At 55.8% G+C, this 21,787-nt stretch carries 21 protein-coding genes; 9 read left to right on the top strand and 12 right to left on the bottom strand.

What is annotated here, in order from left to right:
* Window positions 1-112: 112 nt before the first annotated feature.
* The 4 genes from EXR70_06505 to EXR70_06490 all read right to left on the bottom strand — a co-directional run bounded on the left by EXR70_06505 (window position 113) and on the right by EXR70_06490 (window position 2,457).
* On the bottom strand, window positions 113-739 hold the full coding sequence (locus tag EXR70_06505; protein ID MSP38124.1) for a methyltransferase domain-containing protein: 627 nt from the start codon (window positions 737-739) through the stop codon (window positions 113-115).
* Between the two features lie 24 nt (window positions 740-763).
* Window positions 764-1,162, bottom strand: a complete 399-nt coding sequence (locus EXR70_06500; GenBank protein MSP38123.1) for a response regulator — start codon at window positions 1,160-1,162, stop codon at window positions 764-766.
* Between the two features lie 131 nt (window positions 1,163-1,293).
* Window positions 1,294-1,818 carry a hypothetical protein gene (locus EXR70_06495; protein MSP38122.1) on the bottom strand — a complete coding sequence of 175 codons (525 nt, stop codon included), beginning with the start codon at window positions 1,816-1,818 and terminating at the stop codon, window positions 1,294-1,296.
* 30 nt (window positions 1,819-1,848) lie between these two features.
* A complete protein-coding gene (locus EXR70_06490) occupies window positions 1,849-2,457 on the bottom strand; it encodes a hypothetical protein (GenBank protein ID MSP38121.1) in 609 nt (202 codons plus the stop codon).
* Window positions 2,458-2,624: 167 nt separating this feature from the next.
* Between EXR70_06490 and EXR70_06485 the strand changes: the two genes are divergently transcribed.
* From EXR70_06485 to EXR70_06445, 9 genes are all read left to right on the top strand, one after another.
* On the top strand, window positions 2,625-3,491 hold the full coding sequence (locus EXR70_06485) for a DUF3108 domain-containing protein (protein ID MSP38120.1): 867 nt from the start codon (window positions 2,625-2,627) through the stop codon (window positions 3,489-3,491).
* Between the two features lie 18 nt (window positions 3,492-3,509).
* Window positions 3,510-4,277 carry a hypothetical protein gene (locus EXR70_06480; protein ID MSP38119.1) on the top strand — a complete coding sequence of 256 codons (768 nt, stop codon included), beginning with the start codon at window positions 3,510-3,512 and terminating at the stop codon, window positions 4,275-4,277.
* Between the two features lie 100 nt (window positions 4,278-4,377).
* On the top strand, window positions 4,378-4,740 hold the full coding sequence (locus tag EXR70_06475; protein MSP38118.1) for a hypothetical protein: 363 nt from the start codon (window positions 4,378-4,380) through the stop codon (window positions 4,738-4,740).
* 21 nt (window positions 4,741-4,761) lie between these two features.
* Window positions 4,762-5,727: a polyhydroxybutyrate depolymerase gene (locus EXR70_06470; GenBank protein ID MSP38117.1), complete on the top strand. Its 966-nt coding sequence runs from the start codon at window positions 4,762-4,764 to the stop codon at window positions 5,725-5,727.
* A 196-nt stretch (window positions 5,728-5,923) separates the two neighbouring features.
* Complete coding sequence (gene rfbD, locus EXR70_06465; GenBank protein ID MSP38116.1) at window positions 5,924-6,775, top strand: dTDP-4-dehydrorhamnose reductase; 852 nt, start codon at window positions 5,924-5,926, stop codon at window positions 6,773-6,775.
* Between the two features lie 176 nt (window positions 6,776-6,951).
* Window positions 6,952-7,995 (top strand): amidohydrolase, encoded by a 1,044-nt coding sequence (locus EXR70_06460; GenBank protein MSP38115.1) that lies wholly within the window; start codon window positions 6,952-6,954, stop codon window positions 7,993-7,995.
* Between the two features lie 47 nt (window positions 7,996-8,042).
* Window positions 8,043-9,029 carry an ABC transporter substrate-binding protein gene (locus EXR70_06455; GenBank protein ID MSP38114.1) on the top strand — a complete coding sequence of 329 codons (987 nt, stop codon included), beginning with the start codon at window positions 8,043-8,045 and terminating at the stop codon, window positions 9,027-9,029.
* Between the two features lie 75 nt (window positions 9,030-9,104).
* Window positions 9,105-10,130, top strand: coding sequence for a hypothetical protein (locus EXR70_06450; GenBank protein MSP38113.1), 1,026 nt, complete (start codon window positions 9,105-9,107; stop codon window positions 10,128-10,130).
* A gap of 1,322 nt (window positions 10,131-11,452) precedes the next feature.
* On the top strand, window positions 11,453-12,799 hold the full coding sequence (locus EXR70_06445) for a TIR domain-containing protein (GenBank protein MSP38112.1): 1,347 nt from the start codon (window positions 11,453-11,455) through the stop codon (window positions 12,797-12,799).
* A gap of 56 nt (window positions 12,800-12,855) precedes the next feature.
* Here the strand turns inward: EXR70_06445 and EXR70_06440 are convergent, their stop codons facing one another.
* From EXR70_06440 to EXR70_06405, 8 genes are all read right to left on the bottom strand, one after another.
* Window positions 12,856-13,929, bottom strand: coding sequence for an amidohydrolase (locus EXR70_06440; GenBank protein ID MSP38111.1), 1,074 nt, complete (start codon window positions 13,927-13,929; stop codon window positions 12,856-12,858).
* Between the two features lie 118 nt (window positions 13,930-14,047).
* Complete coding sequence (locus tag EXR70_06435) at window positions 14,048-15,055, bottom strand: extracellular solute-binding protein (GenBank protein MSP38110.1); 1,008 nt, start codon at window positions 15,053-15,055, stop codon at window positions 14,048-14,050.
* A 135-nt stretch (window positions 15,056-15,190) separates the two neighbouring features.
* Complete coding sequence (locus EXR70_06430) at window positions 15,191-16,222, bottom strand: ABC transporter substrate-binding protein (protein ID MSP38109.1); 1,032 nt, start codon at window positions 16,220-16,222, stop codon at window positions 15,191-15,193.
* Window positions 16,219-17,202, bottom strand: coding sequence for an ABC transporter substrate-binding protein (locus EXR70_06425; GenBank protein MSP38108.1), 984 nt, complete (start codon window positions 17,200-17,202; stop codon window positions 16,219-16,221). Before EXR70_06425 ends, EXR70_06430 begins: the two co-directional genes overlap by 4 nt.
* Before the next feature lie 112 nt (window positions 17,203-17,314).
* Window positions 17,315-18,061: a class II aldolase/adducin family protein gene (locus EXR70_06420; GenBank protein ID MSP38107.1), complete on the bottom strand. Its 747-nt coding sequence runs from the start codon at window positions 18,059-18,061 to the stop codon at window positions 17,315-17,317.
* A 32-nt stretch (window positions 18,062-18,093) separates the two neighbouring features.
* Window positions 18,094-19,377 (bottom strand): aromatic ring-hydroxylating dioxygenase subunit alpha, encoded by a 1,284-nt coding sequence (locus EXR70_06415; GenBank protein MSP38106.1) that lies wholly within the window; start codon window positions 19,375-19,377, stop codon window positions 18,094-18,096.
* 58 nt (window positions 19,378-19,435) lie between these two features.
* Entirely contained in the window at window positions 19,436-20,410 is a 975-nt protein-coding gene (locus EXR70_06410) for a hypothetical protein (GenBank protein MSP38105.1), read from the bottom strand.
* Between the two features lie 51 nt (window positions 20,411-20,461).
* Window positions 20,462-21,619 (bottom strand): enoyl-CoA hydratase/isomerase family protein, encoded by a 1,158-nt coding sequence (locus EXR70_06405; GenBank protein ID MSP38104.1) that lies wholly within the window; start codon window positions 21,617-21,619, stop codon window positions 20,462-20,464.
* Window positions 21,620-21,787 lie beyond the last annotated feature (168 nt).

Here is a 21,787-nt window from a genome sequence, read left to right as displayed (position 1 = left end):
TAACCACAGAGGGCACAGAGATCACAGAGGATGAGGATTTGGATTCGGAAAATGTTAACCGCAAAGAACGCAAAGCTCACAAAGAAAAAGTAGGAGATTCCGGTTGCCGGATTTATTTGGAAATGGTGAAAACCAGGAACGATTGGCGGTCGAGGAAATCAAATTCTTGTTGCAACTTGTATCCCGCCTGTTCCATCTCCCGTTTGATGAACTCGCTCGGCGTGTAGTGGCGTAGCAAACCTTCGATCCAGGCGCGCCGGTCGTAGTCGATGATCGCGATTTTGCCGCCGGGACGGAGATATTTGCGCAGGTTGGCGAAATAGGCGACGCGGTCGCCGATGTGGTGATAGGTGTTGCTGGTGAAGACCAGATCGACGCCGGACTGCGGCAACATGGGATCACTGTCTTTGGCGACGATCGTGGCGACATTTTTAACTGCGTCTTTTTGCGCTTGTTGGGCGATCAGGTCGGTCATCTCTCGATCGATATCGACGGCGTAGACTTTGCCAGTGCGTCCGGCTGCGTTTGCCAGCTTGAATGTGAAATAGCCGCCGCCGGCGCCCAGGTCGGCGATTTGATCGCCGGGACGAATTTGCAGCGCGGCGATGACTTTTTCCGGTTGCTGCCATTGATCGCGGTTGACGCCGCGGTAGGCGCACTGCTTGAGGCTGGCGCAGCCGGCGAGCAGCAACGCGATAACAATGACGTAAAGAGTTTTGCGCTGAATGGTTGTGGCCATCGCTTCGATGCGTCGGTGCTGCGCTTAACTTTGCAGTGGCGGCGGCGGATTTTTTTGCGCGATGCGTTCGAAGGCTTGGGCGACTTTGTTGCGGATCTCGACGATGTCAAAAGGTTTGCCGACAAAATCGCAGGCGCCGAAGTCTTTGGCTTTTTCCGCCAGCTGCTGCGAATTGACGCCGGTCAACATGATGACTTCACAGCCCGCGTCGATCTCTTTTAGCCGCTGAAGCATCTCGAAGCCGTCGGTCTTGGGCATCATAACGTCGAGTAAAATTACTTGGGGGCGGGTTTCTTGAACGATCGGCAGGGCGACGTCGACGGAGTCGGCTTCGAGCACGCGATATTGTTTGCCGAAGACCATCTTGAGCGACTCGCGCACGCCAAATTCGTCGTCGATGATCATTAACAGCGGAGCTTCCATAATTTCACAAGTGCCGGGCGACTGGAGAGGATTGCGCGGCTACTCTTTCACTTACTCAGAGGACGCGCAAGAGTGCTGATGCGATTCCAAATTCCACATTACAGATTCCAAAATAATTGTCCCGGCGCGGTTTAGCGCGCCGCGAGTTCGCTGCAACGTTTGGATTGACCGACGTGGATCACACATTCCTTGGCGATGTCGGCGGTGGATTTTTCAAAGGTCTCTTTGAGATAACTGACGCTGTCGCGGTAGCAGGCGGATTGATCGCTGTCTTGGCTCAGGGCGGCGCAAAAGGGCAGGGCGTAGCGGCCGTCCCAGGTGTTATCGATGAGCGCGTAAATCACGCCGCGCACGCAGGCGAGGCGCGCATCGCCCGTGGCGAGTTGGCATTTTTGCGCCGTCGGTTGATGGTTGCCGAGACGGACATCGTTGGACAAGTCGCGGCCGATGGAGGTGGCGCAGCGGATTTGAAACTCGCCGGCTTTGGCGCATTCCTGAAATAAACTTTCGGTGCTGAGTCCCATCTCGGTCATGCGCGAAGTCTGCATGACGTAGCAATCTGCTCGGTATTTTTTATCGAGCTTGTTGCACGGATAGTGCGGGTCGGTGGGGCTCAAATCGCGGGTCTCCGGTGTGGCGTTGAAAACATTTTCCATGAACACGCCGCCGTAGCATGACGAGCGGCCTCAGTCCTCGGGCAGCACGTCGCAGATTTCCAAAGAAGGCATCAGCTTGTAACTCGAAAAATACAGCAGCGCGTGGCCGAGGCCATGCAAGCATTGGAAGCGGAAGCGCGCGACGACTTTTGGATCGCAGGCGATGGCGGCTTTTTGTTTGAGTTCGTTGGTGCCGGGATGCTTGTTAATCTCGGCGTAAATATTTTCGCCCCGCAAAAAGCGCTCCACCGAGCCATGGTAGCAACCCGAATGGCAGGTTTGGTCGCAGGCGTCGAAGGAGTCGTGGATCGTACCTTTAATGCGGTAGGTTTCCCGGCCGATGGCATGGACGATGGGATGACAATCGCGGCGAATTTCCGGGTCATTGTCTTGATAGCTTTGTAACCGTTGCAAGATTTCTTTGGTCGAGTGCTGTTTAAGCGCGACGCGAAACAGTTGGTCCATGCACTCGGCGCCGTTGCGGCTCTCCATGCAGGATTTGAGAGCCTGCGCCGATGGCATCGCGGCCGGGAAAGTTTTTACGTCTTGCCCGACCGCGACGCTTGCTAAACCCAGAAAAACGATGGCTACGAGAAACTGCGCAATGTAAGGACTGCGGTTAACTTGCTGGACTATCATTGCGAAGTTCATTGGCAGGTCAATACTAACCAAAAGCACGGGTGACTGCAATTATATGGCTGACTTAGCTCTGTGTTGTGGCTATCGCAAAAGAGCCGTATTCAGGGCGCGACTTTTATGTTAGGAAACTTAAACGTTTGGCCAACTCGCGCGTCTAATAGTGTGACATGATCCGAACCAAAGCGATACTCATAACCGTCCTGTGTGCATTTCTCAGCGCGCTGCCGATCCGCGCCGCGCAAGCGCCGCAAGCGCTGATGATGAAATTAGAGGCGGTGCCGGTTTATCAACCGCATACTTTGCCTTCCGAAAGGGGCAAGAAGGAAGTTTATCGCGCGACTTGGAACGGCATGTTCTCGGTGGCGATCGCTGAGGTTCAGACGACCCAGACGGTGGTCGATGGCAAGAAAGTGATTAACGTGCGGGTGGACGCCAAAACCTCGCGCGCCCTCGACTTGATCTGGAAAATGCGCGACGTAATCCTGTCGACCTTCGACGCCAAAAACCTGGAGCCGGTGCATTACAATTTTAGCCAGCGGGAGAACTCGCGGGTGATCGACACCGATGCCAAGTACGATGCGGGCACCAAGCAGTGGAAGGTTTATCGCACGCAGGTTGGCCACCGCACCCGGGACTATCGGTTCGAATCCAACAATACCCTCGATCCGATTTCGGCGATTTATCTGGCGCGCAGCATCGATTTCAAAGTCGGCGATCGGCTGTACTTCAAACTGTTCGGCGGACGCTACCGCTATTTGCTCGAACTGTTCATCGAGAAAAAGGAAATGGTCGAGTTGGAGTCGGGCAAGTCGATCGAGGCGTTTCGCATCCTGCCGCGGGTCCAGAACACGACCAAGAAAGGTTACGCCGGACGCTTGAACGAAGCGGTGATCTGGATTTCTGCGGACGAACGGCGCTTGCCGGTGAAACTTAGCAGCAAGATCGTTTTCGGCACAGTCTATTTGGATTTGATCGAGGAAAAACGCGGCGCCGAGTCGACCACCGCGGCGGATGGTAAGCGGCCGGCGTCGTAAGGTTTCGCAGGCTACGGTATGGAACAGGGAGTGAGAAAGTTGTTAGTTTCTAGTTGGCAGTTTTCAGTTGCCAGAAAACTGGCAACTAAAAACTGGGAACTGACAACTACGTTTAGCGCTTCTGCGCTCGCTGTTATGTCGCTTTCCGCTTGCTTAGCGCTAACGCCGGCGCCTGCGCCGAGCCGGCGGCCGAGCCGCGACAGTTACTCGCCGCCGCCGAGCAATGCCACGAGTCGCGGCGATTCGTTTGACGCGGAGCGTTTACGCCGGGTGATGCTGCCGTTGATCCAAGCGATGAATCATCCTTGCCGCGCCGAGCAAGTGCGCATCGGCGTACTCAACCAAACTGAAATCAATGCCGCCAACGCCGGCAATTGCCAGTTCTACGTCACCGCCGGTTTGCTGCGGCGCGCCGACGAAGATCAACTGCGCGGCGTATTGGCGCACGAACTAGCGCATGAAGATCTCGGTCACGTCGCCAAAGCGCAAACCGTGGGTGCCGGTCTCAACATTCTTTCCGCCGGACTCCAGTCCTTGTTCCCGGCTGCCGGCGCGCTGGCGCCCATCGCCGGCGAATTGGTCGCGCGCGGCTACAGCCGCAGCGAAGAATATGAAGCCGACGAACATGGTGTCGAGATCTTGCGCCGCGCCGGTTATTCCAAAGAGACCATGCTCAACTCGCTTACCTGGATTCGCCGCAGCGCCGGCAGCGGCGCGGGCGGCGGGATTCTTTCGACCCATCCGGCACTGGATGATCGAATCGCGACGATTCAGCGCATGCGCTGATGACGTGATCGTCTTCGGGTATCCGCTTCGCGGTAATGCTTTTTTCTCGTAAACAATCTCACTCGTCGCGCGTCTAAAGGTTCTAAGGAGAGCAAATGCCATGAACCATTTTTCGCAGAGCAAGAAAAGTTTTTCCGTGATGGTGGTGAGCGCGGCGCTTACCGCGTCACTGTTCGTCGGCTGTGCCGGCGGCAATTTAACCAGCCGGGAAAAAGGCGCGGGCATCGGTGCGTTGGGCGGCGCCAGCGTCGGCGGGTTAATCGGTTCGGCGGTGAAACATCCCGCCTTGGGCGCGGCCATCGGCGGAGCGCTCGGTTTGGGCGCCGGCGCATTGATCGGTGACCAGTTGCAGGGGCGAGACAATCAGGCCTACGACCAGGATCGCCAGATCAACCAGAACAATCAGGAGCTTCTGCAACAGCGGCGCGATCTGGAGCAGTTGAGACAGCGGCGCGAATACTAAACGCTCCATCAATAACTTCGCATGATTCGGGGAGCAATGCTCCCCGAATTTGTTTGCTCGGCGTGGCTGTACATGAAGATCACCTCACGCATATTGATGCCGCTGGTATTTTTTTCGCTGTGCACCAACAACGCCACTGCGGCGTTCGCGCCGGGCGATCATCAAGTTAATTTCACGCACGCTGGGCGCGAGCGTAGCGCTATCGTCCATGTGCCAGCGCGCGCGGGCGATAAGCCGACGCTTCCAGTTGTTCTCAATTTCCACGGCGGTGGCGGCCATGGCGCCAACGAACAGCAGTACTCTTTAATGGATCGGCTCGCCGATCGGGAAAACTTTATCGCCGTCTATCCCAACGGCAGCGGCCGTTTCGGCAATCGCTTACTGACTTGGAACGCTGGCACTTGCTGCGCCTACGCGGTACTGAACAAGATCGACGACGTCGGTTTTGTGCGCGCGCTGATTTTAGAACTGTCGCAAAAGTTGCCCATCGATCGGCGCCGCATCTTTGCGACTGGCATGTCGAATGGCGGCATGATGGCGCACCGACTGGCGGCGCAGGCTAGCGATATTATCACCGCGGTGGCGCCGGTGGCCGGCGGCATGGTGTTGCCGACGATAAAATCTTCGCGGGCGGTACCGGTCCTGCATATCCACAGCATCGACGATCCGCGCGCACTTTACGGCGGCGGTCTCGGTCCGCCGTTTCCCATGACCAAGAGCCAGGTGTTTCATCCCAACATCGATCAGATGATTGCCAACTGGGTCAAGCACAACGGTTGCGCCGCCGAACCCACCATCGCGGAACGGCGCGACGGGCGCGGCCACACGGCGACGAAATATATTTATTCAAGTTGCCGCGACGGCGCCGAGGTCGTGCTGTGGAAACTCACCGGCGCCGGCCATGTCTGGCCCGGCGGCAAACAAAAAGTCCTAGAGACAATCCTCGGTCCGTCCACCGACATCATCAACGCCAACCAAGAGATGTAGAATTTCTTCGCGCGCTTCTCGCTGTGATCGAAGATAGGAATTCACCACAGAGGGCACAGAGACCACAGAGTAGTAGATTCGGATTCGGAGTATTAGCCGCAAAGAACGTAAAGAAGGATTCGGATTGGTAGGGGCGGGTTTGAAACCCGCCCTCTTCGCTTGCTGACTGGCGCAACTCGTTTTACAGTCGGGAGCGATGAAAATCTTGATTACCGGCGCGGCGGGGTTGGTTGGCGCTCATCTGGCGCGGCGCTTGGCACATGAACATGAAGTGGTGGCGCTGAAACGTAGAGATCTCGATATTACCGACGCTACTGCCGTGCGAGATCGTGTCGTGCAGGCGAAGCCCGCGGTCATTATCAACTGCGCGGTGCTTCAGGTCGACGAATCGGAACATGATCCGGTCAAAGCTCACGTGGTTAATGTCGATGGGCCGCGCTATCTCGCTCAAGCCGCGAACGAGGTTGGCGCGGAGATCGTGCACTTCAGCACGCAGTATGCATTCGAAGGCGAACCCATCGGTCGCAGGCCTTATACCACTGAAGACGAGCCTCGCCCGGTTAACAATTACGGCAGAACCAAAGTCGCCGGCGAACAAGCCGTGCGCGACGCTTGCCGGCGCAGTTACATCGTTCGCACGTCATGGGTATACGGCAGCGGCAAAAATAGTTTTCTCTGCGCCGCGCACAGCGATTTGCGTGCCGGCAAAAAAGTTCGCGCCATCGACGATATCTGGTCGAGCACGACCTACGTGAATGACCTGATCGAGCGGGTGATGGCGATCCGCGCCGCTGGTCGGCATGGCACATATCATGTCGTCAATGGCGGCGTCTGCTCCTACTATGAATTCGCCCTCGAAGCGGGCCGGTTGCAAGGATTGACCACGGCGCAGCTTGCGCCGTTGATCGAAATCACCCACGAACGCGATATGAAGCGGATTGCGGAACGGCCGCGCTACACGCCGCTACGCTGCTTGTTGTCGGAACAGATCGGCTTGGCGCCGATGCGCGACTGGCGCGCCGCGCTCGCGGCGTATGCCAGGGGATAGTTGGAGTAATGGAGTATTGGAGTGATGGAGTACTGGGTAAAAGAAAATCGAGAGTCGAATTGCTAATCCGAAACCCAATACTCCACCACTCCAATTCTTCGTCCACTTCCGCATTGACAGTGGCCTTCGCACAGGACTAGAAGAATGACATCTCAATTCACAAAGGAGTCCATCCCATGTCTAACTTCCCCGTCATCGATACCGACGGTCATATCCTCGAACGGCAATCCGACATCCGCAAATATCTCGAAGATCCATGGACCAAGCGGCCAACCAGTTTATGGCCCGGCGATCAGCCTTGGGACAACGACATGATGGATGGCTTCGAGATGGCGCGGAACTGGAAAGGATTGAGCGCCGCGCAGCAGGTCGACAACTGGCACAAGATTATGGACGAGCACGACATCGAGAAAGCGATCTGCTTTCCCACCGGCTCAGGCAACATCGCCAAGAATCAGGAAGTGCCGTATCAAATCGCCGTAGCGCGCGCGGCCAACACGCAGTTCGCCAAGGAGTACAACGCGCGGTCCAATCGTTTGTTCTGCGTCGGCTGTCTGCCGATGCGCGCGCCGAAAGCGGCGGCGGAAGAGTTGCGCCGGGCGGTCACCGAGTTGGGCTTGAAAGGTTTCGAAATTTTGCCGACCGGTTTGCCGTTCGCTTTGGGCGATCCGTTTTACGATCCGATTTACGAGGAGGCCGAACGTTTGGGTGCGGTGCTCGGCATCCACGGCACGCGCAACACTTCGCGGGAGCTTGGCACTTCGGGGTTGTCGACTTTCTCCGAGGTTCACTCCTACGCATTCCCCGTCGGCATCATGCTGCAATTTACCAGCATGGTTTGCCAAGGCTTGCCGGTGCGCTTTCCTAAATTAAAATTGGCGTTTCTCGAAATCGGCGCGACGTGGTTGCCGTATTATCTCGATCGCCTCGACGAGCACTGGGAAAAACGCGGCGCGATGGAAATGCCGCTGCTGAAAAAGAAACCGAGCGACTTGGTGCGCGGGGCGAAAATGTATTTCAGCGTCGAGCCCGGCGAGTCGCAGCTGGTGCACACGGTGGACTACGTCGGCGCCGAGCATTTTCTTTACGCTTCGGACATTCCCCACTGGGACAACGAGTTCCCGCACAATCTAAACGATCTGCGCGGCCACAAAATATTGTCGACCGAGGCCAAAGAGAAGATTCTCTACAAAAATGCCAAGGAACTGTTTTCGTTGTGAGGGATTCGGAATATCTCCCGCAAAGACGCTAAGGTAAAAAATTTTCGATGAACATGAAAATCACGAGAATCATTTCCGTATGTTTATTCTGCGCGGTTTGCGCTGGTTTAGCCCACGGGGCCGACACCATTCGCATCGCTTACAGTTCGCTCAACCCGCATGCGCTGTTGGTTTCGATCGCCGAGAAGCGCGGCTTGTATGCCAAGTACGGCTTGTCTTCCGTGGTGGTTTATATTCCCGGCGGCAGCACGGCGATTCAAGCGATGGTGTCCGGCGATATCGACTTGGGCCAGTTGACCGGCCCGCCAGGCGTGGCCGCCAATCTGCGCGGCGCCGATATCACTTATATCGCCATGACCGACGATCGCATGGGTTATCAATTGGTGACCCGCCCGGACATCAAGAACACTGCTGATCTCAAAGGCAAACGCTTCGCGATCAGCCGCTTCGCGTCGTCGGCGGATTTCGGTTTGCGCACGTTGTTGCGACGAGTCGGCACCGATCCCAAAGATGTGACGATTCTGCAAATCGGCAACGAACCGGAACGGCTCGCGGCGCTGCGCGCCGGCAGCATCGACGGATCGGTCTTCAACGCGCCGTTCGGATCGGTGGCGAAGAAATTCAACTTCAACGTGCTGGCGGACGCCTTTGCGCTCGGTATTCCCTACTTCAACACCGGGATGTGCGGCAGCGCCAAAGTGATGCAGAAAAATGACGGCCGGATATTGAGTTTCATGCGCGCCTACGTCGAAGCGATCAAGATTTTCAAAACCGAGCCGGAATATACGCTCAAAGCGCTGGCGCAGTTCAGCCGCGTCAACGATCAAGAGTTGTTGCGCGAGGCCTACGATTACAACAAAAACAAAATCCCCGACATTCCGTATCCGTCGGTGAGCGCCATGCAGGCCGTGGTCGATCCGTTGGTCGCCGCCGAACCGAAGCTCGGCAAGATCGACGCGAAGAATTTTATCAGCGACCGCTATTTGAAGAAGCTTGAAGAAGAGGGCTTCGTGCAGAAGTTGATGGCGAGGTAGATGAAACAATGTTGGGTTTAAGGACCGGATGATCTCCCGCAAAGGCGCAAAGGCGCGAAGTTCGGAGAATTACAAATGTTGATCAGGACTTTGTTTTTCTATGCCGCGTGTCTCTGGTTACTCGCCCTGGCCCTCGCTCCCGCGTTCGCCGCAACGCCGCTGACCAAGGTGGTGCTCGGTTACGCGGCGATCAATGGCCGGGTGGTGCCATTGTGGATCGCCGAGGAGCAGGGCTTTCTCGCGCGTAACGGCCTCCAAGCCGAACAAGTTTACATGCGCGGCGCGCCGCTGCTGGTCGCCGGCATGGCTTCGGGAGACTTGCAGTTCGGCCGCAGCGGCGGCAGCGCGACGCTGGCGGCGATCGGCGCCGGTCATGATTTCAAAATCGTCGCGACGTTTTCCAGCCGCAACACATATGACTTGATCGCCCGGCCCAACATTAAGCGGCCGGAAGATATGCGCGGCAAAAAGATCGCGCTCAACAGCATCGGCGGCACCGGCTGGATGGGCGTGCTCTTTTGGCTCGAACATTTCGGCCTCGATCAAACCCGCGATCAGATCAACATGCAGGTGTTGGGCGATCAGCCGATCATGATGCAAGCGGTCGAGAGCGGCATCGCCGATATCGCCGCGCTCGACGGCGTCTTCAGCAAACATCTGCGGGCAAAAGGTTTCACCGTCCTCGGCGAATCCGCCAACCTGCCGCAACGCACCGTCGGCCAGGCGATGGTGGTGCCTACCACGTTTCTCAACCAACGCCCGGACATTGTCGAAAGCTATCTCAAGGCGGAGATCGAATCGCTGGCCTTTTCCGTAGCGCCGAAAAACAAAGCAGTGGTTATCAAAACCATCATGAAGCGGCTTAAAGCTAACGCCAACGACGCCGAGGAAGGCTATCAAGATTTGCTAAAAGGCGTCGACCGCAAACCGTTCCCGTCGCTGGACGGCCTGCGCAACGTCCAACGAATACTGAAAACCCGTAATCCTAAGATCGGCGAGATCAAGGCCGAGGAAGTGATAGATGGGCGCATCATGCGCAAGCTGGATGAGTCCGGGTTTATCGATCGGGCTTACGCGGCGCAGGGGGTGAGTTTGAAATGAGCGGTCAATCGTCAATGGCGAGATCACGGGGCGTCGTGCCAATGCCGGGCTGGTTGTGGTATTGTCAACGGTGTCGATTGGTATTACCATTCGCTTATGGAATTAATGTCCGTCAAGCTTCCGCAAGAATTGCGAGCCAAGGTTGCCCAAGAGGCACAGAGACGTAACGTCTCCCTGTCGACGATTGTGCGCGAATCGCTAGAGCTTGTATTGGCTCGTCCGGCGAGCCGGCGGCAGGCGAATTGCGCGGATCTAGCTGGCAACTTAGTGGGATCGGTTCGCAGCGGGCGGCGCGATCTCTCGACCAACAAAAAGCTGCTCCAAGATATAGTCGCTGACAACGGTCGCCGTGGCAGCAAGCGTCATCGTTGATACCGGTCCGATCGTGGCGTTGCTCGACGCCGACGATCAGTATCATTCCTAGGCCAAAGCCCAGTTCGCCCGCCTTCGACCACCGCTGCAAACCTGTGCAGCAGTTCTGACTGAGTCATGCTTCTTAATTGCCCGCGCCGGCGCGGATACAAGTGCCGTCACTCAACTGGTCGAGCGTGGGGTGCTAAGCGTGGCTCCGCTGTTCGACAATGAAGCCCACTCGGTTACGAACTTGATTCGCCGGTACGCCAACGTGCCGATGTCCCTAGCGGATGCTTGTCTTGTGAGATTGGTCGAACTCACTCCCTCGGCGACACTGTTTACTCTCGATTCCGATTTCCAGATTTACCGGCAAAAGGGCCGCCGACTTATTCCGCTTCTGGTGCTGTCAGACGTTGTTCACAAATGAGACGTCGCCAGAACCCTTTGATTTCGCTTCTCCCGATAATTCCATGGTGATAAAAACCATGAGGCCGAGGAAGGTTGTCAAGATTTATTCAAAGGCGTCGACCGCAAACGGTTCCCATCGCTGGAAGGCTTGCGCAACGTGCAAAGAATGCTGAAACCGCGCAATCCAAAAATCGGCGAAGTTAAAACCGAAGAAGTGATCGCCGCGCGCATCATGCGCAAGCTGAATGAATCCGGTTTTATCGACAGGGTTTTCGCAGCGCAAGGTGTGAGTCTCAAATAAGCCGTCAGTCGTTAATTGCAAGTTTGCAGAGCCTGGCCCCGATACTGCCATAACTGTGCGGGAGCGCCATGCAAGCCGTGGTCGACCCATTGGTCGCAGCGGAACCCAAGTCGCGAAATTGACGCGAAGAATTTCCTCACAGATAGGTACTTGAAGAAACTGGAAGAGGAAGGGTTTGTGCAGAAGTTAATGGGGCGGTAGAGTTTCGGCTATACCCTTGTAAAACTTGTAGTTGTTTCCTAATTCAGGGTGGTGACGGATGCCAACAATGCCGATAACAATTTTCTACAGTTATTCTCACAAAGACGAGGTGTTAAAGGAGCAGTTAGATACTCACTTAGCTCTGCTTCAAAGAAAGGGCCTCGTTAAGACGTGGCATGACCGCCGTATCGTTGCAGGACAAGACTGGGACGCTACGATTGATAGTCATCTCGATGAAGCCGATATCATTCTTTTGTTGGTGAGTGCTGACTTTATGGCCTCTGAATACTGCTACGGTAAAGAGCTCGCCCGAGCTATGGAACGCCAAGAACGTAACGAGATTAAAGTTGTTCCTATTATTGTGCGAGCAGTTGATTGGAGTGATGCGCCGTTTGCTAGACTTCAGGCCCTTCCAAAAGACGCCGTCCCAGTGATGTCTTGGAAAAATCACGATGAGGCTTGGCTAGATGTTGAAAAAGGAATCAAAAACGCGATTCAGGAGATTCAGGAGATAAAGTTTAGGGACAATGCGACTACGACGTTGACTTCATTACGTGACGTTTTGGGAGGAGAACTGAAACGATTAGAAGCAGTATACTCAGCCAACACAACCCCGAGTGTTTTCTGTGATGGAATTCCAACAGGGATCACTGATCTTGATTACCTATTAGGCGGCTTACGTGCGTCCGAGTTGCTGGTAATTGCGGGACGTCCGTCAATGGGAAAGAGCGATATCGTGCTCCGTCTGACTATAAAGGCAGCGGTTGAACGTGGGCTAGCGGTTGCATTTTATAGTATGCAAAACCCGGTGCAGAAAATAGTGCAGCGGATGGTTGCAGCGGTGAGTGATGTGAATTCAAATCATATGTGGAGAGGATATCTTGGCGAGAAAGATTTTCCAAAGATGGCGCTTGCGTTCGGCAAGCTTATGGAAGCACCTATCTACATTGACGATTCACCACGAATAACCGTCACCGATATTGTAGAGCGGGCGAAATCTCTCAGGGACGAGAAGCAGATTCAGTTGGTTATAATCGATAGCTTGCAGCAACTCTTGTTTACTGATTCCAACACGGCCTCCCAAAGCATACTTGCCTTGAAGTTGTTGGCTAGGGACCTCCGCGTACCAGTGGTAGTCACTTGCAGTGTGTCGCCGAGAACCGATCAGAGAAAAAACAAACGCCCCATACTTGCAGATTTACAGGAAAACGGAAGTCTAGAACAAGAGGCGGATGTAGTACTTTTCCTGTATAGAGATGAAGTTTACCATCCTGGATCCATTTACTCAGGTGTCTTGGAGATCGACGTCGCTAAAAACAGAAACGGTCCTACCGGTCTTGTAATAACACAATATCAACCCGAAACGTCTAGTTTTCTGGAAATGTCGGAGACAAATGAGGACTGACAGGGATATTCACTCGGCTACCGTTCAATTTTTTTGATCTTCGCCATATCAAGTGTTCAATTCCCCTTCGCCTTTCTCGCCGCGGCGATGTCGCCTTCGCTCAGGCGATAAAATTTTACCGGGTTATCGCAGAGCATTTTGTTTTTGAACTCGTTCGTCAAATCTTTGCGTGCTTTTAATGTCGGCAGGTCGCCGCCGAATTGGTCGCGTTCGCGTTCGTGGGGGAAGTCGGAGGCCCACATGATGACGTCGTCGCGCAGTAATTTGACGACGTAGGGCGCGGTGCGCTCTTCGACTTCCATGGTGACGAAGATGTTGCCGCTCTCGAAGAAGTGGCTCGGTGGACTTTTTAAATTCGGCGCCAGGCGGGCAGCGAATTTTTCGTAGTCTTCTTCCATGCGATCCATCATGAAAGGCACCCAGCCGGCGCCAGCTTCTAAATAAGCCACGCGCAGTTTGGGAAATTCTTGGAACACGCCTTGGAACATCATGTTGGTGATGTGCAGAAACAGGCCGAAAGGATGTTCGAGCATATGTGCTTCGAGAAAGCTGGCGACGCGGTCGAGGCCTAGATTTTGGCTGACGCCGCCGTGGATGGTCAGCGGTACGTCGAGTCTTTGCGCTTCATCGTAGATGACATGAAACTCGTGCGAGCCGTAGAGCGGCGTGCGGTTGTTGGTCGCCGACGGCAACAGGCCGGCGACGAAGCCAAGTTCTTTGACGCAGCGGCGCAGTTCAAGCGCGGCGGCTTTGGGATCTTGCGGCGCGAGCAGGGCGACGCCTTTCAAGCGTGGCGACTGCGTCATGAAGCGATCGTAGAGCCAGTCATTATATCCTTGAGCAAGCGCTGACGCCCACGCCGGCAGTTGAATCATGCCCAATGCTAGCGCAGATGTCGGGTAGAGTACCGCCATGTCGATGCCGTTCTCGTCTTGAAATTTTATCCAGCGCTCGGCGTCGGGATCTTCGCGTTTGCCCTTGCGCGCCAGGCCGCGCTGCCAGCCGTCGGCGTCGAACATCGGCCAGGTCGAGTGCCAGTTCATCTCGGCGAAGTTGCCTTTGATGTGGGCGAAGATGTCCTTGTGGTCTTCCATTATATGGCCGTCGGCGTCGATGATGAATTCTGCCATTGTTCCTCCGAATACGTTGGTTCAGTCGTCAAGAATAGATTTCTCCCTGCGGTCGAAATGACAGCGCAATCACGTTGTCATTTCGAGTGAGCGAAGCGAAGGAGAAATCCTACCCTCGTTATTGCACGAAGGTTTTCTGGTATTCCTTTTTCTTTGCTTCGAAGTCTTCTTTGGTGAATTGGTACATTTGCACGAACTTGATTTTGTCGGCGTCCTGGAGCGGCGGGTAGACGCCCTTGCGGTTGACGAACTCGCCGGTGTCGGCCTGGATCTTCATGCTCTGTTCGTCGAGGAAAAAGTCGATGAACGCCTTGCCGGCGTTGGGGCGCGGCGCTTTGGCGCCGAGGTTGATGTATTGTCCGTCGCCCAACATGTTGTAGTCGCGGATGTAATCGAGATTGGCGCCTTGTTTATTATACGTCAGCACGAAGCGCGCGAAGGTGATGCCGATGGCGACTTCGCCGCTGCCAACTTTGTCCGCCGACGGGACAATCGATTCCGCGAACACCGGTTTGGCGGCGGCCAGATCGTAGATGAATTTTTCGGCGCGCTGCTTAGGCATAATCTTGTCCAAGCTGGCGAGCCATTGAGTCGTCAGCGTGTGCGCTGTCGGATGCGGCATCACCAACTTGCCGCGATATTCCGGTTTGACGATGTCTTCCATAGTCTTGGGATATTCGCCGGCTTTGAGCGCATTCTTATTGTAAATGACGCCGTACATGATGTTGCGATAGCGGGCGCCGAGGACGGGATCGATGGCTTCTTTGGCGAAGCCTTGCATTGACGGCGATTGATATTTGCCGATCGCGCCTTCGTTGGCCATCAGTCGCATATGATCGCCGGTGATCGCGACTACGTCAAATCCCGGTTTGCCGACTCTATGTTCGCTCAGCACCCGGTCGAGAACTTCCGTCGACCCGCCGCGCCAATACTCCATCTGCAGGCCGGTGCGTTTTTCGAAGGCGGCCTTGAGCGCATCGGCGGTGAATGTTTCCATCGACGTGTAGACGATGACTTTGCCGCCTTCCTTTTTCGCCGCGGCGACCGCTTGGGCCGATTGCGCGAATGCGCTCTGATTATCTGCCAGTAAAACCAAGCCAATCGATAGCACTAAAATTTTTCGCATGGGCGTCGTACCTTTCTTGGAATCGTCAGTTGAATCCGCTGCATTACAATTCGTTTTATATGGCACGGCTCGTGTTGGAGTCAAGGCATTTAGAGGGCTGTAGGGGCGACCGGTGGTCGCCTCATGCGCGCTGCGTTATCGTTTCTTCGCTTCGTACAGGGCGTCGATGAAGCCGCTTTCGTCGAGCCGGCGGATGATCCGCGCATCGATGACATCTTCGCTCTTGACGCTGGCGACTTTGGGATTCATTTGCGCCATTAGTTTTTGGATGTTGCGGAGCGCTTCGATGGACGGGTAGGGCTTGCGCTCGATACCGATCAACATGTCTTGATAGCCTTCTTCGGCGGCGGCTGGGTCGCTGATTTTCATTTTCGTGGCGACGGTCTTGAGCACGGCGTTTTTGTTTTCGGGTTTCGCGATAAACGCTTGGCCTTCGAGAAACGCCCGCAGAAATCTTTCGACTTGATCTTCATGCTCGCGCAAGAATGCCGCGGTGGTGACCACCGCCGTGGAGATGAACGGTATGTTCACCTTGGCAAACTCGATCATCACCTTCATGCCTTTGCTTTTGAGCCGGCGGCTCAAGAACGGATCGATCACCGCCAAATCGATGCTGCCGCTTTCCAGCGCCTGCACCAGCACGCTTTGGTTGCCGATAGCGTTGATCTGAACGCCATCGCGGCCGGCGTCCAAGCCGTAATGTTGCAGGCCGAGATTGGCCGCCATCCACGTCGTCCCGCCAATGCTCGTGACGCCGATGCGTTTGCCGCGCATGTCCCTGCCGTCTTTGATTTCCGGCCGCGCGACCAGATCGTAAAAAAGTTGATTGCTCGGGCTGGCGATGATGCGAAAGGCTTGGCCGCCGGCGACGCCGGAGAGAACTGTCGCGCCGCCGATGTTGCCGATCTGCACTTCGTTAGTTGCCAACGCGGCGGTTTGTAGATTGCTGCTTTGCAAAAAAATCGTTTCGACATCCAAACCGTATTTGGCGAAAAAGCCTTGGGCCTGGGCGACCCAAAGAATCGCCGAGCGCGTGTTCACGGTGGATTGGCTAAGGCGCATGCGGATCAGCTTCGTCGGTCGCGCCGGCGAATCGGCGGCGTGGGCGGCATTGATCATTCCGGCAAGAAGACAAACGAAGATGAGCTGGGATATGAGTTGCATCATTTCGCCGCCAAGCGTTTGAAGAAGCCTTCGCGTTCCAGTTCGTCGACGGTGCTTTCGTCCAAGTAGCGGTTGATGTTCATGTCGACTTTAAGCGCTGGGTTGCGCTGGGCGATGATTTCCAAAGTGTTGCGCAATCCTTCGGGCGATACCCGGGTGGGAAAAGCGAAGCTCTTGGCGAAATAGTTATAAGTCTCTTCGACGGTTTTCGGATTGCGAAAGCGCAGCCATTTGCCGAGCACCGCCAATCCTTTTTCTTTGCTGTTCATGAACTGATAAACGCCCTCCGCGTAGGCCTGCTGAAACCGTTTCACCGTGTCGCGGTTTTTCTCGACGTAGGAGCGGCGCGCGATCACGACGTTCATCGGGAAGGACGAGCTTTTGACATCGCTCATCTTGGCAAACTCGTGCATGCCCAAGCGCAGCGCTTCGTTGATATCGGGATAGGAGAGCATGGTGCCGTCGATCGCCTTGGCGGAGATCGCGACGATGCGCGCTGCCGAGTCGCCGGCGGGGAACATGGTCACGGCTTGGCGCGGAATATTCCACGCCTTGAGCGCGAGCAACGTCGCGGTTTCGGTGGCGCCTCCGACGGCGAGGATGCCGATCTTCTTGCCGACTAAATCTTCCGGCTTGCGCAAATCTTTGGTGGTCACGAAACTGTAGGGAAAGCTATTGAGCGAACCGGAGATGATCACCATGTCGGCGCCTTGATTGATGGCGTTTAACGCGGTGGCGGCGTCGGCCTGAGCGAACTGAATGCTGCCGCCGAGCAGCGCCTGAATTTGCCGCACCGAGCCGGAGAGAAAAACCAGGTCGCCGCTGAAGCCGTATTTGGCGAACAGCCCGAGATCTTTGGGCGCCCAGATCGGCGCTTGAAACCCGGCGAAGCCGGCGTAGGCGACGAGATTGGTTTCTTGGGCGCGGACGTTAAACGGAAGGACCAGGAAGAAAAGCGATGCGATGAGTAAATTGTTTAGCATGGCTGGCTCCTTGCTCGACGATAAGAAAGGGCGGGTTTGAAACCCGCCCCTACGAAGATCTTTCCCACGCTCAACGACATTAACTGAAGTGTTTGCGAACTTGAAACGAATTTTACATGCCGCCGCGATTCCAGGTTTTTCCCAACTTGATCAGATGGGCGTAGTAGTTCCATTCGGAGGAGTGCGGTAAGCGTTTGCCGCGGGTGAGAAGCTTTTCTTTGCTGCTCGCCAATTGACCGATGAAGTCGCCGGGCACTCCTTTGAAACCGAAGAGCTTCGCCATTACCATAATCTTGGCGGTGCGTTCCATGTAGACGGCGTTGAAGCAGGCTTCGTCGATGGTTTTTCCAACCGTGACGATGCCGTGGCCTTTGATCATCATGCCGTTGGCGTTGCCCAAGGTGCGGGCGAGATCAGCGCCTTCGTCTTGATCCAAAATGTAAATCGGCTGGGGATAGATCGGCACGCCGGTGCCGTAGCGTCCCGATTGCATGTGCACACAGGAGACCGGCGTGTCGGCGAGGCTCATGGCGACACAGGTGGAGGCGTGGCAGTGCACCGCGGCGTTGACATCGGGCCGGGCCTTGAAAATTTCCGTATAGATCACCGACTCGCGCGGCGGCGTGCCGACGCCGGCGAGCTTCTTCAAGTTGTAATCGAAATGGACGAGCCAGTCTTTGTTGCCCTCTTCAGCGCGGCGAAACATTTGCACGGCGATGCCCTTGTCGTCCGGCAAACGCACGCCGACATGGCCCCAGATATCGCCGATCTCCCACTCGAGGATTTTGCAGGCGATGCCCAGTTCGGCTTCGGCGGTTTTGATCAGGGCACGAGTTAATATTTTCTTGGCTTGTTTCATTGATTGCTCCTAGCTGTCGATTGCGTGGGAAATTACGACGCGGCTTTTTTGCGCGCCGCGTAGGACATGGGGTTTTCTTTTTTCGCCTGGTTGGTCAAGAAGTCAAACTTTTTTTGCCATGGCAGATGGCGCGGCACCAGATGGGCGAAGCAATCGATGTGAGGAAACCAGTTGCGCTCTGGATCGCGCAAAATATGCGGCGGTTCTTTGCCGCGCTGCAACTCCTTGATCGCCGTTAGCAAATATTTGCGCACGGCGATCACCGCCTTGTCGCTGACGCCGAGATGTTCCTTGGTGCGATCGAAGATCGCGCCCATGCTTTCGGTTGCGCAGCCGTCGTGATTCAAAAAATCGTCGATGCCGGTGAAGCTCAAGGTTTTTTGCTTTTGGCGGTCTTGCAAGTAATTATTCCGCGCATTGCGCACCTTGGTGTAGTCGGGAAGAATCTGTTTGCGCCGGTGCACTTCGTCTTCGCGCACGACCCGGCCGCGGTGAAATCCGATATCGTAGCGCCAGCAATGGGTGTCGTCGGCCGGCACGTAGGTGTGAATCTCGTAGCCTTCGAGATCGTTGGTCTTGCGGCCGGCCGGCACGCAGCCATAGACCGGCATGACGAATGCCGAGAAGCGGACGTAATGTTGGTCTTCGAAATTGCGCGTGGCGATCAAGCGCACGCCGAAGTCGGTGTCTTCGGTGTCGTAGGCCGGCGTCGGATCGCCTTTGTAGACCGGCTGGTTGCTCTCGTTGGTAAAGTTGCGGTGGAGAAACGACAGGTGCGACGAGTCGCATTCGCCTTCGAGACCCTGAAGATAGTTGCATTCGAGCAAGCATTTGGTGACGTAGGCATATTCCGGCGGCACCTGGGTCCATTCGTAGTTGGGAAACAGCGGCATTTTTTCCGGCGCGCCAAGGTACGCATAGATGACGCCGTTGGCTTCATGGGTCGGATAGGCGGTGTGATGAAGTTTTTTAGCGTAGTCGCTGTCGCCGGGCTCCGCCGGCGTGTCCAAGACATTGCCCTGCACATCGAACTTCCAACCGTGATAAATGCAGCGCAAGCCGCATTCTTCATTCCTGCCAAAAAATAACGACGTGCCGCGGTGAGCGCAGTGCTCGCCGATCAGACCGATGCGCCCTTGGCTGTCGCGAAAGGCGACCAATTCTTCGCCGAGCAATTTTACCCGCGCCGGCGGACAGTCGGGGGCGGGAACCTCTTCCGACAACAGCGCCGGTATCCAATAGCTGCGCATCAAGTTGCCGCACGGCGTGCCGGCGCCGGTTTGGGTGATCAGGTCGTTGTCTTCGCGTGAGAGCATGTCCTCGTTCCTCTCGGAATCTCAGATTTCAAATTCCAGATTACAGATTCAAAATTTTCTAGGTGTCCAGGGTGCCGGCAGCGAAGATGTCGGAATAGGATGGCGCCGCGCGGATCATGCCTTGCTCGACATTGTATTTGATAAAGGCGTCGATGGTCGACCGGTTGGCTTTGATGCCGTATTGCCATGGGTCGCCCCAAGTGGCGGTCTGTGATTTCATCGCTTCGCGCAGGTAGGCGATGGCAAAGCCGCTGCGGTCGCTGGAGATATCGTCATAGGCGAGGGCCTTGGCTTTTTCCAAGGCGGCGTAAAATTTCCCCGCCAACTCGGGATGGTTGCGGTCGAGCTTGCGGCTCATGACGATCATATGCACCGGCGTGAAGATGCCGGTTTGGCGATAGAGCTTTCGGTCTTCATTTAAATAGTCAGGGAACAGCCGCTTGATCTGCGCATTGCCCTCGAGGTTTTCGAACATCTTGGTGTCGGAGATGTCGGCGATGATGGCATCGATCTCGCCGGCGATCAGCCGCTGCGACATGTTTTGGCTGTCGTCGACGTAGTCGATCTTTACCTTCGGGTCATGAACCGGAAAAACTTCTTTGGCCTGCAAGACCCACTGGACGTTGGAAAAATCGACGCCGTAGTGTTCCTGCAATAATCCGCGCGCCCACACCGTCAGCGCGGTGCGATAGGTGCGCGAGCCGATGCGTTTGCCGGCGAGATCTTTGGGCGATTGAATGGCGCGATCGGCGCGGCAGAAAATCAATTGATAGGCCGGTTTGCGTTTGGAGAACACCGGCAAGCCGATGATTTCCCAGCCGGCTTCGACGGCGGGCAAAAAATAGCCGATGTTCAAATCCATCAAGCCGAAGTCGCCAGCCATCAGCTTGGGCTCTTCCTTGTTGATCATCGACGATGCTTTGACCGGTTTCAACGTCACGCCGTCGATCGCCACGCGGCCTTCGAGCAGCGGCAAGGTGATGTCGTAGCGCATCACCGGGAAGTCGACTTCGAGAATTTGGTTGCTGCTCATAATTTATTTATCCATCGCGCGAAGAATTCTTACTGCCAAGCGATGCGCCGGTCAGCTCAAGCCGTGGGCCGCGAACTTTTCCGCCAAGCGGTCAGGTTGGCCATGCTGCTGGGAAAACAATCGCGCGATCGTCGACTCCGAGACTTCAGCTAAGGTCGGTGGCTGCCAGCGAGGGGCTTGGTCCTTGTCGATCAAGCGCGCGCGCACGCCTTCGCGGAAATCGGAGTCGGCGCAGAAGTTGAGCGCCAAGTCCCACTCGCGCAAAAACACTTGTCGCAGCGAAAGCTGCCGGGCGCCAGCGATCTGTTGAAAGATCGCTTTGGCCGAAGTCGGCGATCCGGAAAGATAGCTAGAGATGGCATGCTTGAGCCAATCGTCCACGCCGTTCCACGCGCGCAGGCCGCGATCGACGGCGTCAATGTTCGGTTGCAGCGTCAGTTTTTTGACGGCGTCGTAACGATTGATTAGCACCGATTGCGCGCTGTCGACAGTTTGCGCAAAGCCTGTGAGATAAGTGCGCAGTGTCCGTTTGTTGCTCTCACCATCCGTCGTCCATTGAACTTGTTCCAAGCCGGCGAGTACCGCGGATTTTTGTTCGGCGCGGATCATCAAGTCGGCCATGCCGATGGCGATGGCGTCGCCGCCGTCGAAGCGCATCGAGGTGAGGCCGAGAAACAGTCCGAGCCCGTCGGGCATGCGATTCAAAAAATAGCTGCCGCCGACATCGGGAAACAAACCGATGGCGATCTCCGGCATCGCCATCAATGTCCGCTCGGTGACGACGCGGCACGAGGCGCCGTTCATGATGCCGATGCCGCCGCCCATGGTGATGCCGTCGGCCCAGCACAGGATCGGCTTAGGATAACTATGGATGAGATAGTCGACTAAATATTCGTGGGAAAAATATTCCACCGCCATCTCGATCGACGCGCTGCGATTGAGTTCGCCGACCAACGCTTTGACATCGCCGCCGGCGCAGAAAGCTTTTTCCGATTCGGCGTGGAGGACGACGCAGACGATATCGGCGCGCGCGCGCCATTCGAGCAGCTTGGCTTCGAGGAGTTGGAACATTTCCAGCGTCAGCGCATTAAGGGCGCGCGGATTGTCCAAGCTAGCGATGCCGATCTTGAATGGCCCGGCGCTGGCTTCGGTCAAAGTTAGGTTTTCACTGGTTTCAATCGGCTGAGTCGTCAATTGATGAGTCATCATGGGTCGAGTCCTGATCTCTACGAGCACAAAAATGTATTACTTGGACAGCCCTGTCTCACTGAGTTTGTTCGCTGCGACCTCGGCGTCAATTCAACACGCCAGGCCATTCGCATGAGATATCAACATGTTGGCTAATCTTCAAAAGCCCTCGTTGGCTGGCATAGCGAT

It is taken from the genome of Deltaproteobacteria bacterium (genome assembly GCA_009692615.1).
Classification (GTDB): domain Bacteria; phylum Desulfobacterota; class Binatia; order UBA9968; family UBA9968; genus DP-20.
The sequence above is the reverse complement of the archived record's forward strand: the minus strand, read 5'-3'. Positions and strand labels throughout refer to the sequence as shown.

Coding starts and splice junctions, on each gene's coding strand:
- EXR70_06505 (MSP38124.1), bottom strand. CDS start 739: ATGGCCACAACCATTCAGCGCAAAACTCTTTACGTCATTGTTATCGCG.
- EXR70_06500 (MSP38123.1), bottom strand. CDS start 1,162: ATGGAAGCTCCGCTGTTAATGATCATCGACGACGAATTTGGCGTGCGC.
- EXR70_06495 (MSP38122.1), bottom strand. CDS start 1,818: ATGGAAAATGTTTTCAACGCCACACCGGAGACCCGCGATTTGAGCCCC.
- EXR70_06490 (MSP38121.1), bottom strand. CDS start 2,457: ATGATAGTCCAGCAAGTTAACCGCAGTCCTTACATTGCGCAGTTTCTC.
- EXR70_06485 (MSP38120.1), top strand. CDS start 2,625: ATGATCCGAACCAAAGCGATACTCATAACCGTCCTGTGTGCATTTCTC.
- EXR70_06480 (MSP38119.1), top strand. CDS start 3,510: ATGGAACAGGGAGTGAGAAAGTTGTTAGTTTCTAGTTGGCAGTTTTCA.
- EXR70_06475 (MSP38118.1), top strand. CDS start 4,378: ATGAACCATTTTTCGCAGAGCAAGAAAAGTTTTTCCGTGATGGTGGTG.
- EXR70_06470 (MSP38117.1), top strand. CDS start 4,762: ATGATTCGGGGAGCAATGCTCCCCGAATTTGTTTGCTCGGCGTGGCTG.
- rfbD (MSP38116.1), top strand. CDS start 5,924: ATGAAAATCTTGATTACCGGCGCGGCGGGGTTGGTTGGCGCTCATCTG.
- EXR70_06460 (MSP38115.1), top strand. CDS start 6,952: ATGTCTAACTTCCCCGTCATCGATACCGACGGTCATATCCTCGAACGG.
- EXR70_06455 (MSP38114.1), top strand. CDS start 8,043: ATGAACATGAAAATCACGAGAATCATTTCCGTATGTTTATTCTGCGCG.
- EXR70_06450 (MSP38113.1), top strand. CDS start 9,105: ATGTTGATCAGGACTTTGTTTTTCTATGCCGCGTGTCTCTGGTTACTC.
- EXR70_06445 (MSP38112.1), top strand. CDS start 11,453: ATGCCAACAATGCCGATAACAATTTTCTACAGTTATTCTCACAAAGAC.
- EXR70_06440 (MSP38111.1), bottom strand. CDS start 13,929: ATGGCAGAATTCATCATCGACGCCGACGGCCATATAATGGAAGACCAC.
- EXR70_06435 (MSP38110.1), bottom strand. CDS start 15,055: ATGCGAAAAATTTTAGTGCTATCGATTGGCTTGGTTTTACTGGCAGAT.
- EXR70_06430 (MSP38109.1), bottom strand. CDS start 16,222: ATGATGCAACTCATATCCCAGCTCATCTTCGTTTGTCTTCTTGCCGGA.
- EXR70_06425 (MSP38108.1), bottom strand. CDS start 17,202: ATGCTAAACAATTTACTCATCGCATCGCTTTTCTTCCTGGTCCTTCCG.
- EXR70_06420 (MSP38107.1), bottom strand. CDS start 18,061: ATGAAACAAGCCAAGAAAATATTAACTCGTGCCCTGATCAAAACCGCC.
- EXR70_06415 (MSP38106.1), bottom strand. CDS start 19,377: ATGCTCTCACGCGAAGACAACGACCTGATCACCCAAACCGGCGCCGGC.
- EXR70_06410 (MSP38105.1), bottom strand. CDS start 20,410: ATGAGCAGCAACCAAATTCTCGAAGTCGACTTCCCGGTGATGCGCTAC.
- EXR70_06405 (MSP38104.1), bottom strand. CDS start 21,619: ATGATGACTCATCAATTGACGACTCAGCCGATTGAAACCAGTGAAAAC.